The sequence below is a fragment of the Streptomyces sp. NPDC006798 genome (assembly GCF_040635975.1).
Classification (GTDB): Bacteria; Actinomycetota; Actinomycetes; order Streptomycetales; family Streptomycetaceae; genus Streptomyces.
On record NZ_JBEYIS010000064.1, the window covers coordinates 16,500 to 37,434 of the forward strand.

The 20,935-nt window shown below is 73.5% G+C and carries 18 protein-coding genes and 2 pseudogenes; 10 read left to right on the forward strand and 10 right to left on the reverse strand.

What is annotated here, in order from left to right:
- The first annotated feature begins 44 nt into the window (after positions 1 to 44).
- Positions 45 to 500 (forward strand): DUF3291 domain-containing protein, encoded by a 456-nt coding sequence (locus ABZ714_RS30410; protein WP_358828582.1) that lies wholly within the window; start codon positions 45 to 47, stop codon positions 498 to 500.
- A 24-nt stretch (positions 501 to 524) separates the two neighbouring features.
- Here the strand turns inward: ABZ714_RS30410 and ABZ714_RS30415 are convergent.
- Positions 525 to 1,113: pseudogene (locus ABZ714_RS30415) on the reverse strand (Uma2 family endonuclease).
- A 179-nt stretch (positions 1,114 to 1,292) separates the two neighbouring features.
- Between ABZ714_RS30415 and ABZ714_RS30420 the strand changes: the two are divergent.
- From ABZ714_RS30420 to ABZ714_RS30435, 4 genes are all read left to right on the forward strand, one after another.
- Complete coding sequence (locus ABZ714_RS30420; RefSeq protein WP_358828583.1) at positions 1,293 to 2,027, forward strand: TetR/AcrR family transcriptional regulator; 735 nt, start codon at positions 1,293 to 1,295, stop codon at positions 2,025 to 2,027.
- Between the two features lie 205 nt (positions 2,028 to 2,232).
- Positions 2,233 to 3,510, forward strand: a complete 1,278-nt coding sequence (locus tag ABZ714_RS30425) for a hypothetical protein (protein WP_358828584.1) — start codon at positions 2,233 to 2,235, stop codon at positions 3,508 to 3,510.
- Positions 3,511 to 3,945: 435 nt separating this feature from the next.
- Positions 3,946 to 4,230: a hypothetical protein gene (locus tag ABZ714_RS30430; RefSeq protein ID WP_358828585.1), complete on the forward strand. Its 285-nt coding sequence runs from the start codon at positions 3,946 to 3,948 to the stop codon at positions 4,228 to 4,230.
- A gap of 134 nt (positions 4,231 to 4,364) precedes the next feature.
- Positions 4,365 to 5,549 (forward strand): C40 family peptidase, encoded by a 1,185-nt coding sequence (locus ABZ714_RS30435; RefSeq protein WP_358828586.1) that lies wholly within the window; start codon positions 4,365 to 4,367, stop codon positions 5,547 to 5,549.
- A gap of 60 nt (positions 5,550 to 5,609) precedes the next feature.
- Here the strand turns inward: ABZ714_RS30435 and ABZ714_RS30440 are convergent, their stop codons facing one another.
- The 5 genes from ABZ714_RS30440 to ABZ714_RS30460 are packed head-to-tail and all read right to left on the reverse strand — an operon-like array spanning position 5,610 to position 11,868.
- The gene (locus tag ABZ714_RS30440; protein WP_358828587.1) at positions 5,610 to 6,866 is read right to left on the reverse strand and encodes a styrene monooxygenase/indole monooxygenase family protein; all 1,257 of its coding nucleotides are present in this window, start codon (positions 6,864 to 6,866) and stop codon (positions 5,610 to 5,612) included.
- Between the two features lie 56 nt (positions 6,867 to 6,922).
- A complete protein-coding gene (locus tag ABZ714_RS30445) occupies positions 6,923 to 7,630 on the reverse strand; it encodes an ATP/GTP-binding protein (protein WP_358828588.1) in 708 nt (235 codons plus the stop codon).
- Positions 7,611 to 8,051 carry a DUF742 domain-containing protein gene (locus tag ABZ714_RS30450; protein ID WP_358828589.1) on the reverse strand — a complete coding sequence of 147 codons (441 nt, stop codon included), beginning with the start codon at positions 8,049 to 8,051 and terminating at the stop codon, positions 7,611 to 7,613. The genes ABZ714_RS30445 and ABZ714_RS30450 overlap by 20 nt, the downstream gene beginning before the upstream one ends.
- Entirely contained in the window at positions 8,048 to 8,530 is a 483-nt protein-coding gene (locus tag ABZ714_RS30455; protein WP_358828590.1) for a roadblock/LC7 domain-containing protein, read from the reverse strand. Before ABZ714_RS30455 ends, ABZ714_RS30450 begins: the two co-directional genes overlap by 4 nt.
- Positions 8,527 to 11,868 carry a nitrate- and nitrite sensing domain-containing protein gene (locus ABZ714_RS30460; protein ID WP_358828591.1) on the reverse strand — a complete coding sequence of 1,114 codons (3,342 nt, stop codon included), beginning with the start codon at positions 11,866 to 11,868 and terminating at the stop codon, positions 8,527 to 8,529. Before ABZ714_RS30460 ends, ABZ714_RS30455 begins: the two co-directional genes overlap by 4 nt.
- A gap of 379 nt (positions 11,869 to 12,247) precedes the next feature.
- Here ABZ714_RS30460 and ABZ714_RS30465 point away from each other — a divergent pair, with 379 nt between their 5' ends.
- Positions 12,248 to 13,111: a hypothetical protein gene (locus tag ABZ714_RS30465; RefSeq protein WP_358828592.1), complete on the forward strand. Its 864-nt coding sequence runs from the start codon at positions 12,248 to 12,250 to the stop codon at positions 13,109 to 13,111.
- A gap of 174 nt (positions 13,112 to 13,285) precedes the next feature.
- Here the strand turns inward: ABZ714_RS30465 and ABZ714_RS30470 are convergent, their stop codons facing one another.
- On the reverse strand, positions 13,286 to 13,717 hold the full coding sequence (locus tag ABZ714_RS30470; RefSeq protein ID WP_358828593.1) for a MarR family transcriptional regulator: 432 nt from the start codon (positions 13,715 to 13,717) through the stop codon (positions 13,286 to 13,288).
- A 286-nt stretch (positions 13,718 to 14,003) separates the two neighbouring features.
- Here ABZ714_RS30470 and ABZ714_RS30475 point away from each other — a divergent pair, with 286 nt between their 5' ends.
- Positions 14,004 to 14,879 (forward strand): lysozyme, encoded by an 876-nt coding sequence (locus tag ABZ714_RS30475; RefSeq protein WP_358828594.1) that lies wholly within the window; start codon positions 14,004 to 14,006, stop codon positions 14,877 to 14,879.
- A 63-nt stretch (positions 14,880 to 14,942) separates the two neighbouring features.
- On the opposite strand, the gene ABZ714_RS30480 is transcribed toward ABZ714_RS30475, so the two are convergent.
- From ABZ714_RS30480 to ABZ714_RS30490, 3 genes are all read right to left on the reverse strand, one after another.
- Positions 14,943 to 15,758, reverse strand: a complete 816-nt coding sequence (locus ABZ714_RS30480) for a pentapeptide repeat-containing protein (RefSeq protein WP_358828595.1) — start codon at positions 15,756 to 15,758, stop codon at positions 14,943 to 14,945.
- Between the two features lie 515 nt (positions 15,759 to 16,273).
- Entirely contained in the window at positions 16,274 to 18,691 is a 2,418-nt protein-coding gene (gene lon / locus ABZ714_RS30485) for an endopeptidase La (protein WP_358828596.1), read from the reverse strand.
- A gap of 137 nt (positions 18,692 to 18,828) precedes the next feature.
- Entirely contained in the window at positions 18,829 to 19,062 is a 234-nt protein-coding gene (locus tag ABZ714_RS30490; RefSeq protein ID WP_358828597.1) for a hypothetical protein, read from the reverse strand.
- Between the two features lie 86 nt (positions 19,063 to 19,148).
- Here ABZ714_RS30490 and ABZ714_RS30495 point away from each other — a divergent pair, with 86 nt between their 5' ends.
- The 3 genes and pseudogenes from ABZ714_RS30495 to ABZ714_RS30505 form a co-directional block, all read left to right on the forward strand.
- Positions 19,149 to 19,652: a YfbM family protein gene (locus ABZ714_RS30495; RefSeq protein WP_358828598.1), complete on the forward strand. Its 504-nt coding sequence runs from the start codon at positions 19,149 to 19,151 to the stop codon at positions 19,650 to 19,652.
- 168 nt (positions 19,653 to 19,820) lie between these two features.
- Complete coding sequence (locus tag ABZ714_RS30500) at positions 19,821 to 20,393, forward strand: RNA polymerase sigma factor (protein WP_358828600.1); 573 nt, start codon at positions 19,821 to 19,823, stop codon at positions 20,391 to 20,393.
- Positions 20,390 to 20,935: pseudogene (locus tag ABZ714_RS30505) on the forward strand (hypothetical protein); the annotation flags it as partial. The gene ABZ714_RS30500 and the pseudogene ABZ714_RS30505, both read left to right, overlap by 4 nt.

A 20,935-nucleotide genomic window follows, 5' to 3' on the forward strand; every position in this document is an offset into this window, starting at 1 on the left:
CAGGGACTGTTTGCGGACCCCGGACCCGGCCTGACGTTCGGTCCATGACCTCCTACGAACCGGCCCGGGTGAACACAGCCCGCCTCGAATTCCCCCCCGACTCCCCGCAGCTGAAGGACTTCGCCGAAGCCCTCGACCCGGTGAACGCGGTCGCCGACGCCGCCGACGGCTTCGTCTGGCGGCTCGCCGACGACGACGGCGGCGACGCCACCGAGATCCACGTCTTCGACGACGAGTGGATCCTGGTCAACATGTCCGTCTGGCGCGACAAGGACGCCCTGACCACGTTCATGTACGCCGGCCAGCACCGCGAACTCCTCAGCCGCCGCCATGACTGGTTCGAGCGGGTCCGCGAGGCGATGTCGGCCCTCTGGTGGGTCCCGGCGGGCCACCGCCCCACGGTCACCGAGGCGGAAGCCCGCCTCGTCCACCTCCGGACGGAAGGCCCCACCCCGCACGCCTTCACCCTCGGCCGCTCGTTCCCGCCACCGGAGGCGTGACGGGGCCCGGCGCCGGGATCGGGCTCACAGGTCCCGGGTCAGATCGATGTCGATCGGGAACGGCAGATCGAGCTTGAGCTGCTTGTGATGAATACCCGTCACCGCATACGAACGGGTGGCCGGATCGAGTTCGTAGACATGGACGACGGGCGCCTCATTGACCTGCTCGACCCGCCAGAAGTGGGGAATGCCCGCCCGGGCGTACTTGAGGGGCTTGACCTCGCGATCTCGCTCCTCCGAGTCCGGCGAGGCGATTTCCACCGCCAGCAGCAGGTCTTCGGGCGCGTACCAGGTCTGCTGCCGATTCCGGCGCGCACCGCGCGGCACCACCATGAGATCCGGGCTCGGGACGGTTCCGCCGGTCCAGCCGGATCGTCATCTCCCGGACGACATACAGATCTCCGGGCGCGCAGGCCACCAGTCCGTGCTCCAGTAAGCGGAGGGTGGCCATAGGGAAATCGGCCCGCGGACTCATGAGGGCGAGACTCCCGTCGATCAGCTCCGTATGCGGAGGCAGGTCGGGAAGCCGGTCCAGATCGTCCGCCGTCCAGCCACCGGCCGGCGGACGAGGCCATACGTACCTGTCCTGCGCGTCATCGCGTGCGGCGCTCACCGGTGCTCCGTGCGGCGGAGTCTGCCCGTCCCGACCGGCGTACCCGGCCCGATCCGCCCGGCATCGGCCGAACGGGTGACCGGAACCCGTGTGTTGACGTCACGGCGGCCCCGTGCCGGGCAGGGCGGGGAGGGTTCCCCGCCTCCTCGGGTGCCAGGGCCTCCCGATACGCTGCGGACATGACCAGTCCCGCGCCGGCGGCGACCCGGGCCTACCGGCGGCTCGGGGTCGAGGAACGCCGAACGCAACTGCTCGACGCCGCCCTCGACCTCTTCGCCCACCGGCCGCCCGAGGACGTCTCCCTGGACGACGTCGCCGAGGCCGCCGGGGTCTCCCGGCCCCTCGTCTACCGGTACTTCCCCGGCGGCAAACAGCAGCTCTACGAGTCGGCCCTGCGCTCCGCCGCCGACGAGCTGAAGGAATGCCTCGCCGAACCCCAGGCCGGGCCGCCCACCGGACGCCTCGCCCGGATCGTCGACCGCTATCTCTCCTTCGTGGACTCCCACGACGCCGGATTCAGCGCCCTGCTGCGCGGCGGCAGCGTCGCCGAGACCTCCCGGACCACCGCGATCGTCGACGAGGTCCGCCGGGCCGCCGCCGAACAGATCCTCCGCCACCTCGGCGCCGAACAGCCCGGACCCCGGCTCCGGATGGCGGTCCGCACCTGGATCGCCGCCGTCGAAGCCGCGTCCCTGATCTGGCTCGACGAACGGAAACAGCCCCCCGCGCCCGAACTCCGCGACTGGCTCGTGGACCATCTGGCCGCCCTCCTCGCCGCGACCGCCGCGACCGACCCCGAGACCGCCCGGACCGTCCGCGCGCTCCTGGACCGGGAGACGCCCGACGGGCCCGCCGCCACCCTCGCCCGGCGGGTCGAAGCCGTACTCGGCCCGGCCGCCGGGCCCACCCCGTGACCGCCCGCGGCCGGGGCGCGATACGTCCCAGGGGCGCTTACCGAGGGCCCCGGACGGGCACTATCTTGGGCCGGGGCCGCCTGCGCACGACACCGGCCCACCGGCCGCCGGGACACCGGCCGCCACAGCCCGGTACGACACCAGGACCACGGCGGCGGGGCGGCGACGGCACCCCCTCCGCCCAGGCGAGACGGGAGACCGGCCGATGGCGACGACGGTCGGTGTGATCGGCCCCGAGGACCTGGTGCGCAAGGTCCTCGCGGTGGGCACCGAATGCGGGGCACGCCGACTGCGGCCCTACCCCTGCCGGCACGAGGAGCGGACCGCGCAAGTGGTCGCCCGCGCCGGGACCGAGACCGACGCGCTCCTCTTCACCGGGATCGCCCCCTACGCCGTCGCCGAGGCCGCCGGACTCCTCGACCGGCCCGCGATGTACGTCCCGTACAGCGGCGCGACCCTGCTGCGCGCCCTGGTCGAACTCCTCCGGCTCGGCCACGACGTCTCCCGGCTCTCCATCGACACCCTCGGCCGCGCCGAGGTCATGGAGACCCTGACCGAGGCCATGCTGCCCACCGAACACGTCCGCGTCCTGCCCTACCGCCCCGGGCTGACCTCGAACGACCTCGCCGACTTCCACCGCGACGCCCGCGACCGCAAGGGCACCCGGGTCGCCGTGACCTGCCTCGGCTCCGCGTACCAGCTGATGGAACACGAACTCCACGCCGTACGGCTCTCCCCGTCGCGGCACTCCATCCGCGCCACACTCCAGGCCCTGCTGCTCGCCACGGCGGGCGTCCACAGCGGGGACGCGCAGGTGGCCCTGGGAATCGTGGAAGCCTCCCCGGAACCGGACGAGCCGTACGACGGCGGCGGCACCCCCGTCGCCCGCGCCCTCGCCGAAGACCTGCGGATGCCGGGCGGCAGCCTGGCCCGGCTCCCCGACGGGCGGCCCCTGGTCGTCACCACCAAAGGCGTCCTGGAGGAGGTGACCGCCGGATTCACCCGGCTGCCCTTCCTCGACGCCCTCTCCGCCCGGCACGGCGCCGTACGCATCGGCTTCGGCCTCGGGCGTACGGCCGCCGAGGCCCAGGCACTCGCCTCCCGGGCCGTCGCCCGGGCCCGCGCGGTCGGGCCCGTCGCCGCCGTCGTCTGCATGAAGGACGACGTCGACATCGTCATCGGCCCCGAGACCGCGCCGCCGCCCGAGGCCGCTCCGGGCTCCGGGGGCGCCGCCACCGGCGCGACCCTGGCCCGGCGCACCGGCCTCAACCCCAAGACCCTCGACAGCCTCCGCGCCCTCATCGCCGAAGGCCCCGGCGACGGCCTCACCACACATCTCGTCGCCGAACGCCTCTCGGTCCAGCAGCGGACCGCGCGCCGCATACTCAAACGCCTGGAACGGGCGGGGGTCGCGGTCCCCACGGGCTGGCGCCAACAGGGCCAGACGGGCCGCCCCCCGATCGTCTACCACGTCCATCTCTAGGCCGTCTCTCTCGGATCAGGCCGGGCTCGTGTGCCTCCCCGGCTACCGCTGGGGGTGCCCCCGGCCACCGTGCTCCCCCCTGGGCCCGAAGGGAGTGGGGGGACCCCCAGCGCCTCGGCCCTCCCCGGCAGCGCCGACTACCCGGCAGCGCCCGGCGGCCTGATCTCGTTCGCGGTCCGCGGACCGTGGTGGGCTTGTCGCGCAGTTCCCCGTGCCCCCCAAAAGCTCTCCCGCTCACCGCCCCTGAAAAAAAGGGGGTGCCGGCTCTCTCCGAGGGCGGTCAGGAGGGCAATCCAGGTGGCACTGGGGTCCCCCGTTCCGCGCGAACAGCCACAGGCGGTCCGCGGACCGCCGACAACATCAGGTCGCCGGGCGCGGCCCGGATGGCCGAGGCTCCTGAAGAGCATCCGGCGCGGCGCGTAGGACACTGGGAGTGTGCGAAGTGAGATGACCCCGTTCGTCGGGGGGCCCATGGACGGGCAGGTCGTCGACGTGGTGCTCGGGGTCACCGGGCAGCCGCCGAAGTGGTACGAAGTGCCCGTGCCCCAGGAGGGCGGGGGGCCGGATGTCGTGTACGCGTATCAACGGGAGCCCGCCGGGTACGGCAAGCGGCTGGGGCTGCCGCGCGGCTGGAAGTACGTCTACGTGCCCGGGGGGCGGCAGAAGGAGGCGCCCCGGTGGCCGTGGTCGAAGCCGCCGGGGCGAGCCGACACGCCGTAGCCGCCGCCCGCTCCGCCGCAAGGAGTGAAGGGGTGCGTCCGTTGCGGCCACCCGGGAGGCGCGCGGGCGGCGGGGGACGCACGCTCCGGGGGACGGGCGGCGGAACCCGCCGCCCCCGCCCCGGAGGTGATCACGTGTCAGGCAAGGTGCTCCGCGCGGTGTGGACGGCCGCCCTGGTCACGGCGGTGTCCCTGGCCGTCGTGCCCGGACCCGCCGCGCGGGCGGCGGGCCCCGGGCTCCCCGAGAGCGTGCCCGAGCTGCTGACCCGGCTGAAGGTCCTGTACCGGGATGCCGAGACCGCCGCCGCCGCATACTCCGCCGCCGAGGAGCGGCTGACCGCCCAGCGGGTGGAGACCGCCCGGCTGGGGCGGGAGCTGACGGCGGCCCGGGACGCCCTCGCCGGGGGGCGGGACGCGGCCGGACTGCTGGCCCGCGCGCAGTACCGGGGGCAGTCCGATCTGCCGTCGTCTCTCCGGCTGCTGCTGGCCCCGGATCCGCGGGCCGCCCTGGACGAGGGCCATCTGGTGCGGCGGGCCGCCTCCGACCGGCGGGCGACCCTGGACCGGCTGAGGGACCGGACCGCGCGGGCGGAACGGCTGACGCGGGAGTCCAGGGCCGCTCTCGACCGGGAGCGGGCCCTGGCGGCGGAGCGGCGGACCGCCCGGGAGGCGGCGGACGCCGGGCTCGCGGCCGTCGAGGAGGTGCTCGCGGGGCTGACGCCGGACGAGATCCACGGCATCACCACCCCCGAGGCGCAGACCGAGCTGACCGGCCCGGACGCCCTCGACACCGAGGATCCGGCGGAGGACGCCGCCGAAGGGTCCGGCGCGGTGTCGGACGACGGCGCCTCCGGTGACGTACGGCCGCCGACGGCCGGGGGCGAGCGGGCCGTCCGGTACGCGGTGGACCAGCTGGGGAAGCCGTATGTCTGGGGCGCGAAGGGGCCGGACGCGTACGACTGCTCGGGGCTGACGTCCCGCGCCTGGTCGGCGGCGGGGCGGCCGATCCCCCGGACCAGCCAGGAGCAGTGGCGGACCCTGCCCCGGGTGCCGGTGGGCGAGCTGCGCCCCGGGGATCTGGTGGTGTACTTCGCGCAGGCCACCCATGTGGGGATGTACATCGGCGGCGGCCGGGTCGTGCACGCCCCCCGGCCGGGCGCGACGGTGAAGGTGTCGCCGCTGGCCGCCAATCCGGTCCTGGGCGCGGTCCGGCCCGATCCGTATGCCGCGCCCCTGCCCTCGTACCGTCCGGTGACGCTGCCCGGCTGGGCGGCGGACGGCGACGACGCGGGCTACGCGGAGACGGCCGCTCCGTCATAGGCGTACGGGTTCCGGCCCCCGGAGAGCCCCCTGGGGGCCGGGGGCCGGAACGTACCGGGCTCAGGAGCCCAGCGCCGCCAGGTACGCGCCCGCCTTCTCCGGGTCGTAGAAGAAGTTCTCGAAGTCGGCGGGGTCGTTGAATCCGTTGGCGATCCGGTCGGCGACGGGCTGGATGGCGCCGCCCGCGCCGATCAGGTCGAGTACGTGCTCCGGCGGCGGCGCCAGCATCGCGTTGGTCCACTTGGTGACGTGCCGGGCGGTCTCCCAGTAGCGGTCGAACGTGGCCCGCATCCATGCCTCGTCGAACGGCCGGTCGCCGTGCTCGGTGATCGAGTCGAGGTACGCGGCGGCGCACTTGGACGCCGAGTTGGAGCCCTGGCCGGTGATGGGGTCGTTGGCGACGACCACATCGGCGACGCCGAGGACGAGTCCGCCGCTCGGCATCCGGCCGACCGGGTTGCGGACTATCGGCGCGTACCGCCCGGCGAGCGTGCCGCCGCCGTCGGTCAGTTCGGCCTTCGCGGTCCGGGCGTGCTCCCAGGGGACGTACCGCTTCATCAGTTCCAGGGTGATCGCCAGGTGCTCGCCCGGGTCCTTGACGCCCGCGAAGACGTCGAGGGGGCCGCCGGGGATGCCCTCCCAGAAGAGGATGTCGGCCCGGCCGGAGGTGGTGAGGGTCGGCATCACGAAGAGTTCGCCGACGCCGGGCACCAGGTTGCAGCGGACCGCGTCCATGTCGGGGTGCTCGGGTCGCGGGGCGAGCCCGTGGACATAGGCGACGGCGAGGGCGCGCTGCGGTGTGTCGTACGGCGAACGGGACGCGTCCCGGCCGAACATGGAGACCAGCTCGCCCTTGCCCGCCGAGACCATCACCAGGTCGTAGGTGCGGGAGAAGTAGTCGAGGTCGGAGACGGCGGCACCGTGGATGACGAGCTGCCCGCCGCGTTCGGCGAAGGTCTCCATCCAGCCGGCCATCTTGATCCGCTGGTCGACGGACTGGGCGAAGCCGTCCAGCCGGGCGACCCAGTCGACCATCCGGGAGAGCGGCCCCTCGGGGTCGTCCCCGGCCGGGGGGCCGGAGACGGAGACGCCGAGGCCCTGGATCCGGGGCGCCTGGGACTCCCAGAAGCCGAGTCCCAGATCGCGCTCGTGCTGGAGTGCCGTGTGGAACATGCACTGGGTCGACATGACCCGGCCGGACCGGATCTCCTCGGAGGTGCGGTTGGACATCAGGGTGACCTCGTAGCCCCGGGACTGGAGTCCGAGGGCCAGCTGGAGGCCGGACTGTCCGGCACCGACTATGAGTATCTTCCGCATCCGGTTCGTCTTCTCTCGTTGGGCTCAGTGGGATCGGATCGCTCGGACCGTAAGGGTCATTCGGGTGTTTCGTCGAGGGCGTGGGTGACCAGGGTCGCCAGTGCCTCCACGACGCTGAAACGCCGGCGCGCGTCCATGATCACGATGGGTACCCGGCTGGATATGGTCAATGCCTCGCGCACATCGTCCTGCTCGAAGCTCTCCGAGCCCTCGAAGTGGTTGACGGCGACGATGTACGGCAGCCCGCTGCTCTCGAAGTAGTCGAGAGCCGGGAAGCAGTCGGAGAGCCGCCGGGTGTCGGCGAGCACGATCGCGCCGACGGCCCCGCGCACCAGGTCGTCCCACATGAACCAGAACCGCTGCTGGCCGGGGGTGCCGAAGACGTACATCACCAGCTCGTCGTCGAGCGTGATCCGCCCGAAGTCCATGGCGACGGTGGTGGTCCGCTTCTCCGGGGTCGCGGTGAGGTCGTCGGTCTCCGAGCTGGCCTCGGTCATCAGCGCCTCGGTCTGGAGCGGGGTGATCTCCGAGACCGCGCCGACGAAGGTGGTCTTGCCCACGCCGAAGCCGCCCGCGACCACGACCTTGGCGACATTGGGCGCCCGGGTGTGGTCGAGCTGCCAGGGCTGGAGGCCCTCCTCGGACGCGTCGTCGTCGGCGAGGCCGAAGAAGCCGGCGGCCGGGGCGCGGTCCGGTGCGGCGGCCGGGCCGCCCTCCCCGTGGCGGCGGGGGGCGGAGAGCGTGTCAGAGGCGGCGGAGTCCACTCAGCACCCTTTCGAGCAGTGCGCGTTCGGGGCGGCCCGGGCCGTGCCCGGTGCCGTATACACGAATTTTGCCCTGGTCGGCGAGGTCGCTGAGCAGCACCCTGACGACGCCCAGGGGCATCTTGAGGATCGCCGAGATCTCGGCGACGGTCCGCATCCGGCGGCACAGCTCCACGATGGCCGTCAGCTCCGGCATCACCCGGCTCGACAGATCGCCCTTGGGCAGCTCCCGGCGTTCGGCGGGGGCTTCGAGGGCGGCGACGAAGGTCTCCACCAGCAGGACGTGCCCGAACCGGGTCCGGCCGCCGGTGAGGGAGTAGGGGCGGACCCGGGCGGGGCGGCGGTTCTCGCCCCTTATCGGCAGCCCGGCGGCGGCGGGCCCGCCGGGTCCGGCTCCGGCCGGGGTGAAGGACCCGGTCATCGGGCTTCCTCCAGGGACTGCCGCAGCTCGCTGCGGAGTTCGGGGGTGAGAACGTGTCCGGCCCGGCCCACGAAGAGTCCCATGTGGTAGGCGACGACCGACATATCGCAGTCGGCCTCGGCGTGGACGCCGAGGAGCGAGCCGTCGCTGATGGACATGATGAAGACGCAGCCGTCCTCCATCGCCACCATGGTCTGCTTGACCCCGCCGCCGTCCATCAGCCGGGCGGCGCCCACGGTGAGGCTGCCGATCCCGGACACGATGGTGGCCAGGTCGGCGCTGGAACCGCGCGGCCCCTCGGGGCTGGTGGCGCCGCCCGCCTCGACATTCCGCGCGGGGTCGGAGGAGAGCAGCAGCAGTCCGTCGGACGAGACCACGGCGACCGAGCGCAGACCGGGCACCTCCTCCACCAGATTGCTCAGCAGCCAGTGCAGATTGCGGGCCTCGATACTCAGGCCGAACGTCCCGGTCGCAGTCAACTGCGTGCCTCCTCGACTGTGTCCCCCGCTTCTTCTTCTGCCGCGGTACGGGCGATCTCGTCCCGTGCCTCGCGGCGGCCGTCCTCGGCGGCCTTCTGGAATCCACCGAGCCTACGCCTCAGAGCCGCGGCGTCGACGCCGCCACTCCTGCGCTCCCCGGGGTCGGTGGCGGGTCGGACGACCCTCGGCGTCCGCTTGGGCAGTCCCTTGTCGGTCAGCCGGTAACCGCCGGGCTCCCCGGGCCCGGTGGGGGCGGACGGCTCGGCCGGGGCGGCCGGGCCTTCGTCCCCGGCGGAGTCCGCCGGGGTCACGGGGGCCGCGAAGCCCCGTTCGTCATCGGGGTGTTCGGGGGCCGCCGGGCGCGCGGGCTCCCCGGCCCGGGCGTTTCCGGCCGGTTCCCCGGCGCCGAAGGGGTCGGCCGCGAGGTCCCCGGGGTCCGGGAGCCTCATCTCGAACGTGGCCTGATCCAGCCCGGTGACCGCGGGATCGCCGTCGGCGGTACGGGTGTGGACATCGGGTTCGGCGGCCCGTACGGCGGCTTCGGCGGCCTCCACGAGCGGGTCGGTCATCGGGACGAAGGCCCCGGGCGGCGGGTCCGTGTCGGTCAGGTCGTCCCCGACACCGGTACCGATCCCGGAGACGGTGGGGCCGTACGGGTCGTCGTCGTACCGGGAGTTGCCGTAGAGCGTGCCGGGCGTGTCGTCGTACGTGTCATACGTGTCGTACGGGGGCTCCGCCGGGTCCGGGTCCGGCGCCGCGTCGGCGGTGAGGCCGGGGCCGGTTCCGGTGCCGGACGTGGTGGGTCCGACCGGGAGTTCGGCCGGTCCGCCGCCGACGGGGCCGCCGACCGGAAGGTCGACGGGAACGTTGTCAACGGGCGGTACGAGGCCGGTCGCGAGGTCCCGTCCGGTGTCGGCCGGGCCGCTGTCGCCGGACGCGGCGGCGATGCCCCGGGCCCGGTCGGGGGCCTGACGCGGGCCGGTGGGCAGGGCGTTGGAGTTGGCCTCGGCGACCGAGCCCGGCAGCCGGACGGCGGGCATGGAGCCGGAGTCGGTGAGCGGGTCGCGGCGGTCGGCTCCGGCGCCCCGGGGCAGCAGTCCGACCGGCAGCACCACGACGGCGGTGACTCCGCCCTGCTGCTGGTCGCGGAGTTGCACCCGGACGCCGTGGCGGGCGGCGAGCAGGGCCGTGACGCGCAGTCCGAGGCCCTCGGGCTCGGCGGACCTGCCGCCCTTGCCGGTGCGGTGGGTCCGCCCGGAGGCGCCGTTCTTCCCGCCGCCCTTGGCGCCCTTCTTGTTCTTCCCCGCGGGTACGGGCTGCCCGGACTCCTCGAACGCGGCCGGGTCCTCCAGCTTCCCGTTCAGCTCGGCGATCCGTCCGGCGGCCATCCCTATGCCGTTGTCCCGGACGGAGAGCATCACCTCGCCGTTCTCCAGCAGCCAGCCGGACAGCTCGACCTTGGTCTCCGGCGGGGAGAACGAGGTGGCGTTCTCCAGCAGTTCGGCGAGGAGATGGCTGAGGTCGTCGGCGGCGAACCCGGCGACCTGGGCGTGCGGCGGGAGGGACTGGATGACGACCCGCTCGTACCGCTCGATCTCACTGACCGCGGCCCGCAGCACATCCACCAGGGGTACGGCGTTGGGGTGGCCGTGGCTGTGCTCGGCCCCGGCCAGCACCAGCAGGTTCTCACTGTGGCGGCGCATCACCGTCGCCATGTGGTCGAGCTTGAAGAGGGTGGCGAGCCGCTCCGGGTCCTGCTCGCGCTCCTCCAGCTTCTCGATCACCGACAACTGCCGGTCGACCAGGCCGAGATTGCGCAGGGAGAGATTGACGAAGGTGTGGTCGACGGTGTGGCGGAGCCGTTCGACCTCGGCCGTCAGCTCCTCGACCCGGCGGTGGGCATCGGCGCGTTCGGCGGCCAGCTCGGTGGCGAGCGTGTCGCGGTCGCCGGCGAGCCCGGCCCGGGCTGACTCCAGGACACGGGCCCGTTCGTCCAGGCCGCGGACCTTGCCGTGCAGGGTGTTGAGGGACCGTACGGCCTGGGCGAACTCGTCGTTGCGGCCGGTGAAGCCGACCGGGTCCTCGGCCTCGGGCGCGGCGGCGATCCGGGCGGCGCCGCGCCGGAGTACGGAGAGCGGCCGGGTGATCGTCCGCAGCAGGGCGGCGAGTACGGCGACGGCGAGCAGCAGCAGCCCGCCGAGGAGGGCGATCCTCAGCTCCAGCTCGGTGACATCGTCGTCACGCAGCTCTTCGAGCGCCGTGATCCGCTGGGCGGCCAGCGCCGACTCGACCCCGCGCATCTGCTCGATCCGGGCGGTGAGCGCGGCCTCCAGCCTGCGGGCGTCGGTACCGCGGTCCTCGGCGGAGAGTCCGGGCTCGTCGGTGAGCCTGGCGAGATAGCCCTCGGCGGCCTTGACCTCGGCACCGGTGACGGTGGCGAGCAGGGAGTCCCGGTCGGACTTGCGGGCGGCCTGGTCGAAGTCGGCGAGGGCCGCCTCCTCGCGGACCCGGGCCTGCTGGGCCAGGGCGCTCAGGGCGTCGCTGATCTCGGCGGCGGCCTTCTGCTCGTCGCTCTCCTTCAGGGTCCGGCGCCCGAAGTAGTCGGTCTCGTACTCGGGTTCGGCGCCGGGGACGGCGAGGGCGGCGAGCAGCAGCCCGCGGGTGGCCGAAGCCTGTTCGACGGCGAGGCTGAGTTCGGCGGGGGCCCGGGTGCCGTCGGCGGCCCTCGGCGGGGTCCTCTCGGCGAGTTCGGCGGCCAGGGCGTGCAGATTGCCGATGACGGTGGTGTACGCGCGGTGCGCCTCCAGCGCCGTTCCCTTGCCGGTCAGGGCGGCCCGGCGGACGGACGGCACGGTCGCCAGATCGCGGCGGAGCGCGTCCCGCTCGTCGGGGATGGAGCCGCGGATCTCCTCTATCTGCCGGTCGACCCGGGCGCTGCGGGCGGCGGTCACCTTCCGCCGCTCGGCGCGGTCGCCGCTCTGCTCGTCCCGGCCCGCGGCGATGTACGCGGTGACCTCGTCGCGCTCGTCGGAGAGGGAGTGCGCGAGGGTGACGGCCTGCCGGTTCAGTTCGGCGAGGGTCACCAGGTTCTGGGCGTCGCGGAGTTCACGGGTGCTGTCCAGCAGTCCGGGCACTCCGGCGCCGGTGACGATCAGTCCGACCACGGCGACGCCGATGACCAGGCGGTTGCGGACGCGCTTGGTCCGGCCGCCGGGCGAGGGGACCTCGGGCGGTACCGCCGTGGCGGGGGCGGGGGTGACGGGTGTGTCCTGCGCCGAGAACGTTCCTGGGGCCGATGGGGCGGCCGTCGGGGCCCCGGGAGGCCGCTTGTTCTGCACCGGTGCTCGCAATCCTGCTCGACTCGTCCAGCCGTTGACCCATGAAGCAGAGATGACGACCGGTCACACAGGTGATCCCACCCCCGGCACGGGCACGGCTTCAGACGATTCCAGTGCGTTTGGGAGGGAGACGCGCTTCGGCCGCTCCGCCACCTGAACGAGTGAACATCACCGGGGAGTTGGCGAACAACTCCGCAGAGGCACCGGAATAAGCGATTCCGCCGGACTGACTGGATCTTCCGGTCCGGCTTTGGCAGGATGCCCGCCCGCAGTCGCGCGACAACCCGCAGCACCCCCGGACAAACGGCTCTGACCTGCCCGTACGGGAAGAAAGCCGAGGTACGCGGGCTCCCGGGGCGGGTGATGCAGACTGGGGATCATGCGTATGGAACTCGCCACCTCACCCGGCTCCGCCGAACGGCCCAACGAGGACTGGGCGTCGGTGGCCCTCCCGGCGTCGGGCCAGGGGGGATCCCTGGTGGTGCTGGACGGGGTCACCCCACCTGCGGGGGACGACGGCTGTCTGCACGGCGTGCCCTGGTTCACCGCGAGGCTCGGCGGGGCGCTGATCGAACTCGGGACGTCCCGGCGCGATCTCGCCCTGACCGAAATCCTCTCGGCGGCAATTCGCCGCACCGCCGACGCCCATCGGGGCACCTGTGACCTTTCTCACGTTCGCACGCCGCAGGCAACGGTGGTCCTCGCCCGCTGGGGCGGCCCCGGCCCGGGCGGTACCGAGGTGGCGGGCGGTTCGGGAGCGGCCGACGGGGTGGCTGGTTCCGGAGTGACCGAGGGGGCGGACGAGGTGGAGTACCTCGTCCTCTCCGACTCCACCCTGCTGCTGGAGACCCCGGCCGGCGAGGTGACGGCCGTCCTCGACGACCGGCTCGACCGGCTGCCGCGCGAGGCGCTGCGCACCCACGCGTCGGCGGACGCGCTGCGCAACGCGGAAGGCGGATTCTTCACGGCGGCGGCCGACCCGGCGGTCGCGGCGCGCGCGGTCACGGGCCGCGTACCGCGTGCCGGGGTCCGCTCACTGACCGCCCTCACCGACGGCGCCTCCCGCTGGACGGACCTCTTCAAGGAGGGCGACTGGACGGATTGCGTGACGCTGCTGCGGTCCTCGGGGCCGCAGACACTGATCGACCGGGTCCGGGCGGTCGAGACGGCGACGGCGGGACAGGCGGAGCCGGTCCGCTGGAAGCTCCACGACGACGCGACCGCGGTCTTCGTGGAGCCGTAGGAACCCCGGCCGACGCGCGGGGGCGGGCGGGTCAGGTCCGGGGAGCGTCCGGCCGGTGCCCCGTACGGCCCCGGGAGTCTCCGGGCCCGGGCCGGCCGGTGTCCCGTACGGCCCGGGAACCTTTTCCGGCCGCCCGCGCGGAGCGGCCCGGCCCCGCCCCCGTCCCCGCCCCGCTCAGTCGGCGGCGCGGTCGTTGAGCTGCCGCAGCAGCCGGCCCAGCTCGGCGACCTCGCCCCGGTCCCAGCCCGCCAGCTTCTTCACATACCGCTCCCGGCGCGCGTCCCTCACTCGGCGGAACCGTTCGAGCCCTTCTCCGGTGAGCCGGACGAGTGACGCCCGGCCGTCCGCCGGATCGGGCTCGCGGACCACCAGACCGACGTCCTCCAGCGCCCTCAGCTGACGGCTCATCGTGGCCTTGCCGACCCCGAAATAGGCCGCGAGATCGGTGGCGCGCTGCGCCCCGGCGTCCTCCAGCCGGACCAGCAATCCGTAGGCGGCGGGTTCGAGTCCGGGGTGGACCTGGCGCGCCATCTCCCCCGACTGGGCCCGCGCACGGCGCAGGAAGACCGCCAACTCCCGCTCCAGGGCGAGGAAAACCTGGTCCACACCACTCGCACCGTTGGGGTCGGCTTCACTCCCCGTACCGCTTCTGTGCACGTCAGCACCCCTCGTACGCTTTCCGAATCGTGAAAGTTTCTGCCAGCGACACGTGTCTCCGCAGTTCGGTCAGTATTTCGCAGGCGTAGACCAACGGCACCACCTTCCAGCCCTTCCGCGCCCTGTTCTACGTGCGTAGCGTCATGAGTGGCATGTCCACACCATGTTGCTCCATTGCGGTGTCATGCCGTCAGTTCGCCCAACCACCCCCACGAGGTCAGTCGGAGGCACGCTTATGTCCGTGCAGAGATCCGGAAAGACCGTTCACCGCCCCGAACCGGGGAGAGCCCGCCGACCCCGCACCACCGCGGCGGGCATACTCCTCGCCGTCCTCTTGCCCCTCGTCCCCGCCACCGCCCTCCCGGCGTCGGCGGCGGGCCCGCCGCCGGACGGCGGCGACCTCCCGCCCCGCGGCTCCGCCCATATGGGCATGGGCGTCGTCGAACACGACGGCGGCGGCGGACTGCCCCTGTCCCTCCGGGCCCCCCAGACCGAGGGCGTCGACGTCTCCAGCCACCAGGGCAACGTCGACTGGCCCGCCCTGTGGAGCAGCGGTGTGCGGTGGGCCTACAACAAGGCCACCGAAGGGACGTACTACAAGAACCCCTACTTCCCGCAGCAGTACAACGGCTCCTACAACATCGGCATGGTCCGCGGCGCGTACCACTTCGCCACCCCCGACACCGCGTCGGGCACCGCCCAGGCCGACTACTTCGTCGACAACGGCGGCGGCTGGTCCCGCGACGGCAAGACCCTGCCCGGCGCGCTCGACATCGAGTGGAACCCGTACGGCGCCGCCTGCTACGGCAAGACCCAGAGCCAGATGGTCGGCTGGATCCGGGACTTCCTCAACCGCTACCGGGCCCGCACGGGGCGGCACGCGGTGATCTACACGGCGACCAGCTGGTGGACCCAGTGCACCGGCAACTACAGCGGCTTCGGCGCCAGCAACCCGCTGTGGATCGCCCGGTACAACACCACACCGGGGACGCTCCCCGCGGGCTGGGACTTCCACACCATGTGGCAGTACACCTCGTCCGGGCCGATCGTCGGCGACCACAACAAGTTCAACGGGGCACTCGACCGGGTCGTCGCACTCGCCAACGGCTGAACCCCGCCGCGTCCGGGCCCGAGAGCCCGACCGCCACCGCCGCGAACGGCGCGCAGACCCGCGTCAGGACCAGTGCGGAGGACGGTCGAGAGCCGGGGGGAGCCCGGTCGCGGTATCGCCCCGCGCCGCGTTCACCTGCATCTGGGTGAGAAAGAGACTGCCGCGCAGATCCGCGCCCGACAGATCGGCGTCCCGCAGATCGGCGCCGATGAGATCGGCCTCGCGCAGATCGGCGCCCGCCAGATCCGCGGCGATCAGACAAGCGCTCCGCAGACTCACCCCGCGCAGATCGGCACCGCGCAGCCGGGCACCCATCAGATCGGCGCCCCTGCGGTCCTTCTTCCGGCCCCGCACCGGCGCCCGGACCAGCTCGCTCGTCCGCAGCAGCAGCGCGTTGGCCTTCTCCCGCCGGTCCCCCACATCCACCAGCGCCAGCTCCGCCGGACCCAGCCGGGTCAGCGCCTCCGTCTCCGCGTACAGCCTGCGCAGCCGCTTGTGCAGCGGACGGGCGGCCTCCCGCTCCAGGGCGTCCGCCAGATACCAGAGCAGCTCGCGCAGATGCCGTACGACGGGGAAGGCGTCGAACATCTCCCGCGCGGTCTCCGGCGCGGCCCGCCAGTCCCGGCCGCCGAAGGTCTCCCGCGACACCTGCTGCCCGGCGCCGAAGCAGTCGTACACCGTGCACCCCCGGTAACCGCTGTCCCGCAGCCGGGCGTGGATACCGCACCGGAAGTCCGCGTCGAGATTGCGGCAGGGATCGCCGGACGCCTTGTCGCGGGCGAAGTCGGCGGAGGCGATGAAGGGGAGGGCGACGCAGCAGAGCCCGAAGCAGCTGCCGCAATCGGCCCGGAGTTCCCCCCGGGAGGTACTGATGTGCATCCCCCCATTGTGCGGGCCCTCTTTGTGCCCCGGGCACTCCGGAGCCCCGCCCCTTACCCGGACTGCGCCCGGCGCCCTGATGCTGTTCACGGTCTGCGGACCGTGGCCGACTGGTCGCGCAGTTCCGCCCCCTATGCCTTCGGCAATGGGGGGACCCCCAGCGCCTTGGCCCTCCGGGGCAGCGCCCACTACCCGGGTCTCGCCCGGCGACCGGGCGTTGTCGGCGGCCTGCGGACCGCCTGTGGCTGTTCGCGCAGTTCCCCGCGCCCCTAGGTTGCCCTCCTGACCGCCCTCGAAAAGAGACGGGCCTCTCTTCCCAATGCCTGGGTCCCTTTTCAGGGCCGACGCTCGGGAGAGCTTTCAGGGGCGCGGGGAACTGCGCGACAAGCCACAGACCGCGCGGTCGCCCGACAACGCCCGCCCGGCCGGGCGGATGGCGCGGGCCTCACCCGGAGAGCCAAGGCGGCTGGGGGTACGGGGCCCATCAGAGCCCCGTACCCCGCAGCGGGAGGCGGCTACGCCGCGACGGCCACCCTCGCCGGGGCCAGCGCCACCTCCAGCACCTGGCGGACGTCCGTCACCGCGTGGATCTCCAGCGCGTCGAGGATCTCCGCCGGGACGTCGTCCAGGTCGGGCTCGTTCCGCTTGGGGATGACGACCGTGGTGACGCCCGACCGGTGCGCGGCCAGCAGCTTCTGCTTGACACCGCCGATCGGCAGTACCCGTCCGGTGAGGGAGACTTCGCCGGTCATCGCCACGTCGGTCCTGACCAGCCGCCCGGAGAGCAGCGACGCCAGCGCCGTGATCATGGTGATTCCGGCGCTCGGCCCGTCCTTGGGGACGGCTCCCGCGGGGAAGTGGATATGGACCCCTCGGTCCTTGAGGTCGCCCACCGGCAACTCCGCCTCCGCGCCGTGCGACCGCAGGTAGGAGAGCGCGATCCGGGCCGACTCCTTCATGACGTCGCCGAGCTGTCCGGTGAGGGTGAGCCCGGCGGCCCCGGTCTCGGGGTCGGCGAGGGACGCCTCGACGTAGAGGACGTCACCGCCCGCCCCGGTCACGGCGAGCCCGGTGGCGACCCCGGGGACGGCGGTCCGCCGCTCGGCGGGGTCCTGGGCGGACTCGGGTACGTGGTGGGGGCGCCCGATGAGCCCGCGCAGCTCCCCCGCGTCGACGGTGTACGGCAGCTCCCGCTCGCCCAGCTCGTGCTGTGCGGCGACCTTCCGCAGCAGCCGGGCGACGGCCCGCTCCAGGTTCCGTACGCCCGCCTCCCGGGTGTACTCACCGGCCAGCTTCCGCAGCGCCGACTCGTCGACCACGACCTCACCGGTGTCCAGGCCCGCCCGCTCCAGCTGGCGCGGCAGCAGGTGGTCCCGGGCGATGACGACCTTCTCGTCCTCGGTGTAGCCGTCGAGCCGGACGAGTTCCATCCGGTCGAGGAGGGCTTCCGGGATCGCCTCCAGCACATTCGCGGTGGCGAGGAAGACGACGTCGCTGAGGTCCAGCTCGACTTCCAGGTAGTGGTCGCGGAAGGTGTGGTTCTGCGCGGGGTCGAGGACTTCGAGGAGCGCCGCCGCCGGGTCGCCCCGGAAGTCGGAGCCGACCTTGTCGATCTCGTCGAGGAGGACGACGGGGTTCATGGACCCGGCTTCCTTGACGGCCCGGACGATCCGGCCGGGCAGCGCGCCGACGTAGGTCCGGCGGTGGCCGCGGATCTCGGCCTCGTCCCGGACGCCGCCGAGGGCGACCCGGACGAACGTCCGGCCCATGGCGTGGGCGACCGATTCCGCGATGGAGGTCTTGCCGACACCGGGCGGCCCGACGAGGGCGAGTACGGCACCGCCGCGCCGGCCGCCGACGACCCCGAGGCCCCGGTCGCCGCGCCGCTTCCGTACGGCCAGGTATTCGGTGATCCGCTCCTTCACGTCCGCGAGCCCGGCGTGCTCGGCGTCCAGGACGGCCCGGGCGCCGGTGATGTCGTAGGCGTCCTCGGTCCGCTCGTTCCACGGCAGTTCGAGGACGGTGTCGAGCCAGGTCCGGATCCAGGAGCCCTCGGGGCTCTGGTCACTGGCCCGCTCCAGCTTCCCGACCTCCTTGAGGGCGGCTTCGCGCACCTTCTCGGGCAGGTCGGCGGCTTCCACCCGGGCCCGGTAGTCGTCGGACTCCTCGCCTTCCTGGTCGCCGTTGAGTTCGCGCAGCTCCTTGCGGACGGCGTCGAGCTGGCGGCGGAGCAGGAACTCCCGCTGCTGCTTGTCGACGCCTTCCTGCACGTCCTTGGCGATGGACTCGGCGACGTCCTGCTCGGCGAGGTGTTCGCGCAACTGCTCGGTGGCGAGCCTCAGCCGGTCGACGGGGTCGGCGGTGTCGAGGAGTTCGATCTTCTGGGCGACGGTGAGGAAGGGGGAGTATCCGGCGTTGTCGGCGAGTTGCGAGATGTCGTCGATCTGCTGGACCCGGTCCACGACCTGCCAGGCGCCGCGCTTCTTCAGCCAGTCGGTGACCAGGGCCTTGTACTCCTTGGCCAGCTCCAGCACCTGACCGGGCAGCGGGTCGGGCAGCACCTCCTCGACCTGGGCGCCCTCGACCCAGAGCGCCGCGCCGGGACCGGTCGTCCCGGCCCCGATCCGGACCCGGGCCCGGCCCTTGACGAGCGCCCCGGGGTCGCCGTCGGAGAGCCTGCCGACCTGCTCGACGGTGCCGAGCACACCGGTCGCCGCGTACGTCCCGTCCACCCGGGGAACAAGCAGCAGCCTCGGCTTGCTGCCACCCGGTGAGCCCCCGTCCCGGGCGGCGGCCTGGGCGGCCTCGACGGCGGCCCGTACCTCGTTGTCGGTCAGATCGAGCGGCACCACCATCCCGGGCAGCACGACCTCGTCGTCGAGCGGCAGCACGGGCAGGGCGAACGGTGTGAACGCGTCGGACTCAGCAGCCATGATCTCCCCTTTGGCAGTGAACTTGAGCTATGTGGACTCAATGCATGTGACTCGCGCATTGTTCCCCTCACCCTGTTCGCTCTGAGCGATCGCCGGTCCCGGGCCCGGGACGCGTCCGGGAGCTGCGCCCTCGGGTCTCAGGGCGCCGTCGACTCCAGGTGGTAGGTCGTGTCGCCCCGGAAGCCGTCGGTGTTCGCGGCCTTGATCTCCGGGACGTACTGGCCGGGGACCAGCGGCGTGACACCGCCCCAGATCCCCCAGGCGTGGCGGCGGATCAGGCCGGTTGGGAAGGGCGCGGAGAACTCCCGCAGAGTCAGCGGAACGCCGTTGAGCGAGGCCGTGGCCGTCTCGACGGTCCCGGCCAGGGGCACCTTCGAGTACCCCCTACGACCCGGCACTGACAGCGCTTCGAGCCGTCGCGCACGGCGTTGTCAGTGCCGCGTCCTACTCTCCGGATATGAGCATGCGCGGTGTGTACATCCGCCTCACCCCCGACGAGTACGCCCGGGCGGCGGGCGATCCCGGCTGGGCCGAGGAGTTCGCCGACGGGCTGCGGGCGGCCGAACCGGATGTCGAGCGGCCGCCGCCGACCGCCCGGGTCCATCGCACGGACCGGGCGTGGCACGGGCTCGACTTCCTGCTCCGCCGCCGGGGCTTCCCGGTGGACGTGATCCACGGGGAGGAGCCGATACCGGGCGCGGGCGACCGGGGGTCCGGTCCGCCGGGGCTGCTCTCCCCGGAGCGGGTGCGGGCCGCCGCCGACGCCTTCGCCGTCCTCGGTCCGGCGGAGCTGTCGGCGGGCGTGACACCGGCGGATCTCGCGGCGGCGGAGATCCATCCGGCCTCGTGGTGGGCCGATCCGTACGCCGTCGAACTCCTCACGGGCCACTACGTCCCGCTGGCCGCCTTCTTCCGGGCCACGGCCCTGCGCGGACACGCCCTGGTCATGTGGATCGACTGACGGAACGGCCAAGGGGGAAACGCGGGCGAACCGGTGCGGTGATCCGGTGGCCGGGACCGGACGAGAACCGAACCGGGTCCGATCCGCGATAGAGGAGGTGTGAGACCACGACGCCCCGAGGATCCCGAGCGGACGGCCACCGGGCACAGCGGGCCGGGCACGCCCGATGTGCCCGGTGCGCCCGGCGACGCGGCCCTGCTGCGCGCGGTCGCGCGCGGCGACGCCGACGCGCTCGCCGTGCTCTACGACCGGCACGGCGGGTGGCTGCACGCCCGGCTGTCCCGCCGCTGCCGGGATCCGGAGACCGTACGGGAGGTCCTCCAGGACACCTTTGTCACGGTCTGGCGCTCCGCCGCGTCCCACCGGGGCGGTGAGGCGGGTGGCTGGCTGTGGGTGATCGCGGCCCGCAGGCTGGTGGACGCGTCCCGGGCCCGGGCCCGTACGGAGCCGCCGGTCCCCGCCGCCGTACCGCCGCCGACGGCCGCGCCGTCCGCCGAGGAACGGGTGCTCGCCGGTCTGGAGTACGGGGACGTGGGCGCCGCCCTCGACCGCATCTCGCCCGAGCTGCGGGAGGTCCTGCGGGTCACGGTCGTCGACGGCCTGACGACCCGCGAGGCGGCCCGGGTCCTCGGCATACCCGAGGGCACCGTCAAGACCCGCGCCCTCCGGGCCCGCCGCGAACTCCGCGCGGCGCTGGCGCTGATCGCCCCCGACGCGCACCCCCTGGGAGGCACCGCATGAGCGACAGAACCCCGTTCGGGCGCCCACCGGCCGACTGGCATGTCGACCCCGCGACCGCCGCGGCCTACGCCCGCGGTTCGGTCCGTGAACCCGACGCCTGGTCCGTGGAGAAGCACATCGAGTCCTGCTCCCGCTGCGCCGCCGCGGTCTCCGCGGCCGTCCGCGCGGTCCCGGCCGCGGCGACGGCCCTCGCGGAGGTCCGCTCGGCGCTGCTGACCCGGATCGCGTCGGCCGAAGGGACGGACGCCGTCCGCCCGCCCGGCCCGGAGACGGTGCCGCACCCCGCCGAGACCTTCGCCGGATCGCCGACGCTCGTCCGACGTCCCGAAACCGGCCCGGGTTCCGGGACGTCCCCCCTGCCCCCGGCCGCCGCCGGGGCACGCCCCAAGGCCCCGGACGTACCGACACCCGGGCTCGCCTCGGCCATGACCGCGCCCCCGGCCGCCGCCGGGCCGACCGGCCGGGGTGCCGGATCACGCCGTACGCCCGCGCCGTCGGGTCGAGGCTGGCCACGGTCGTCGGCGGAACGCCCCTCGGCAGGC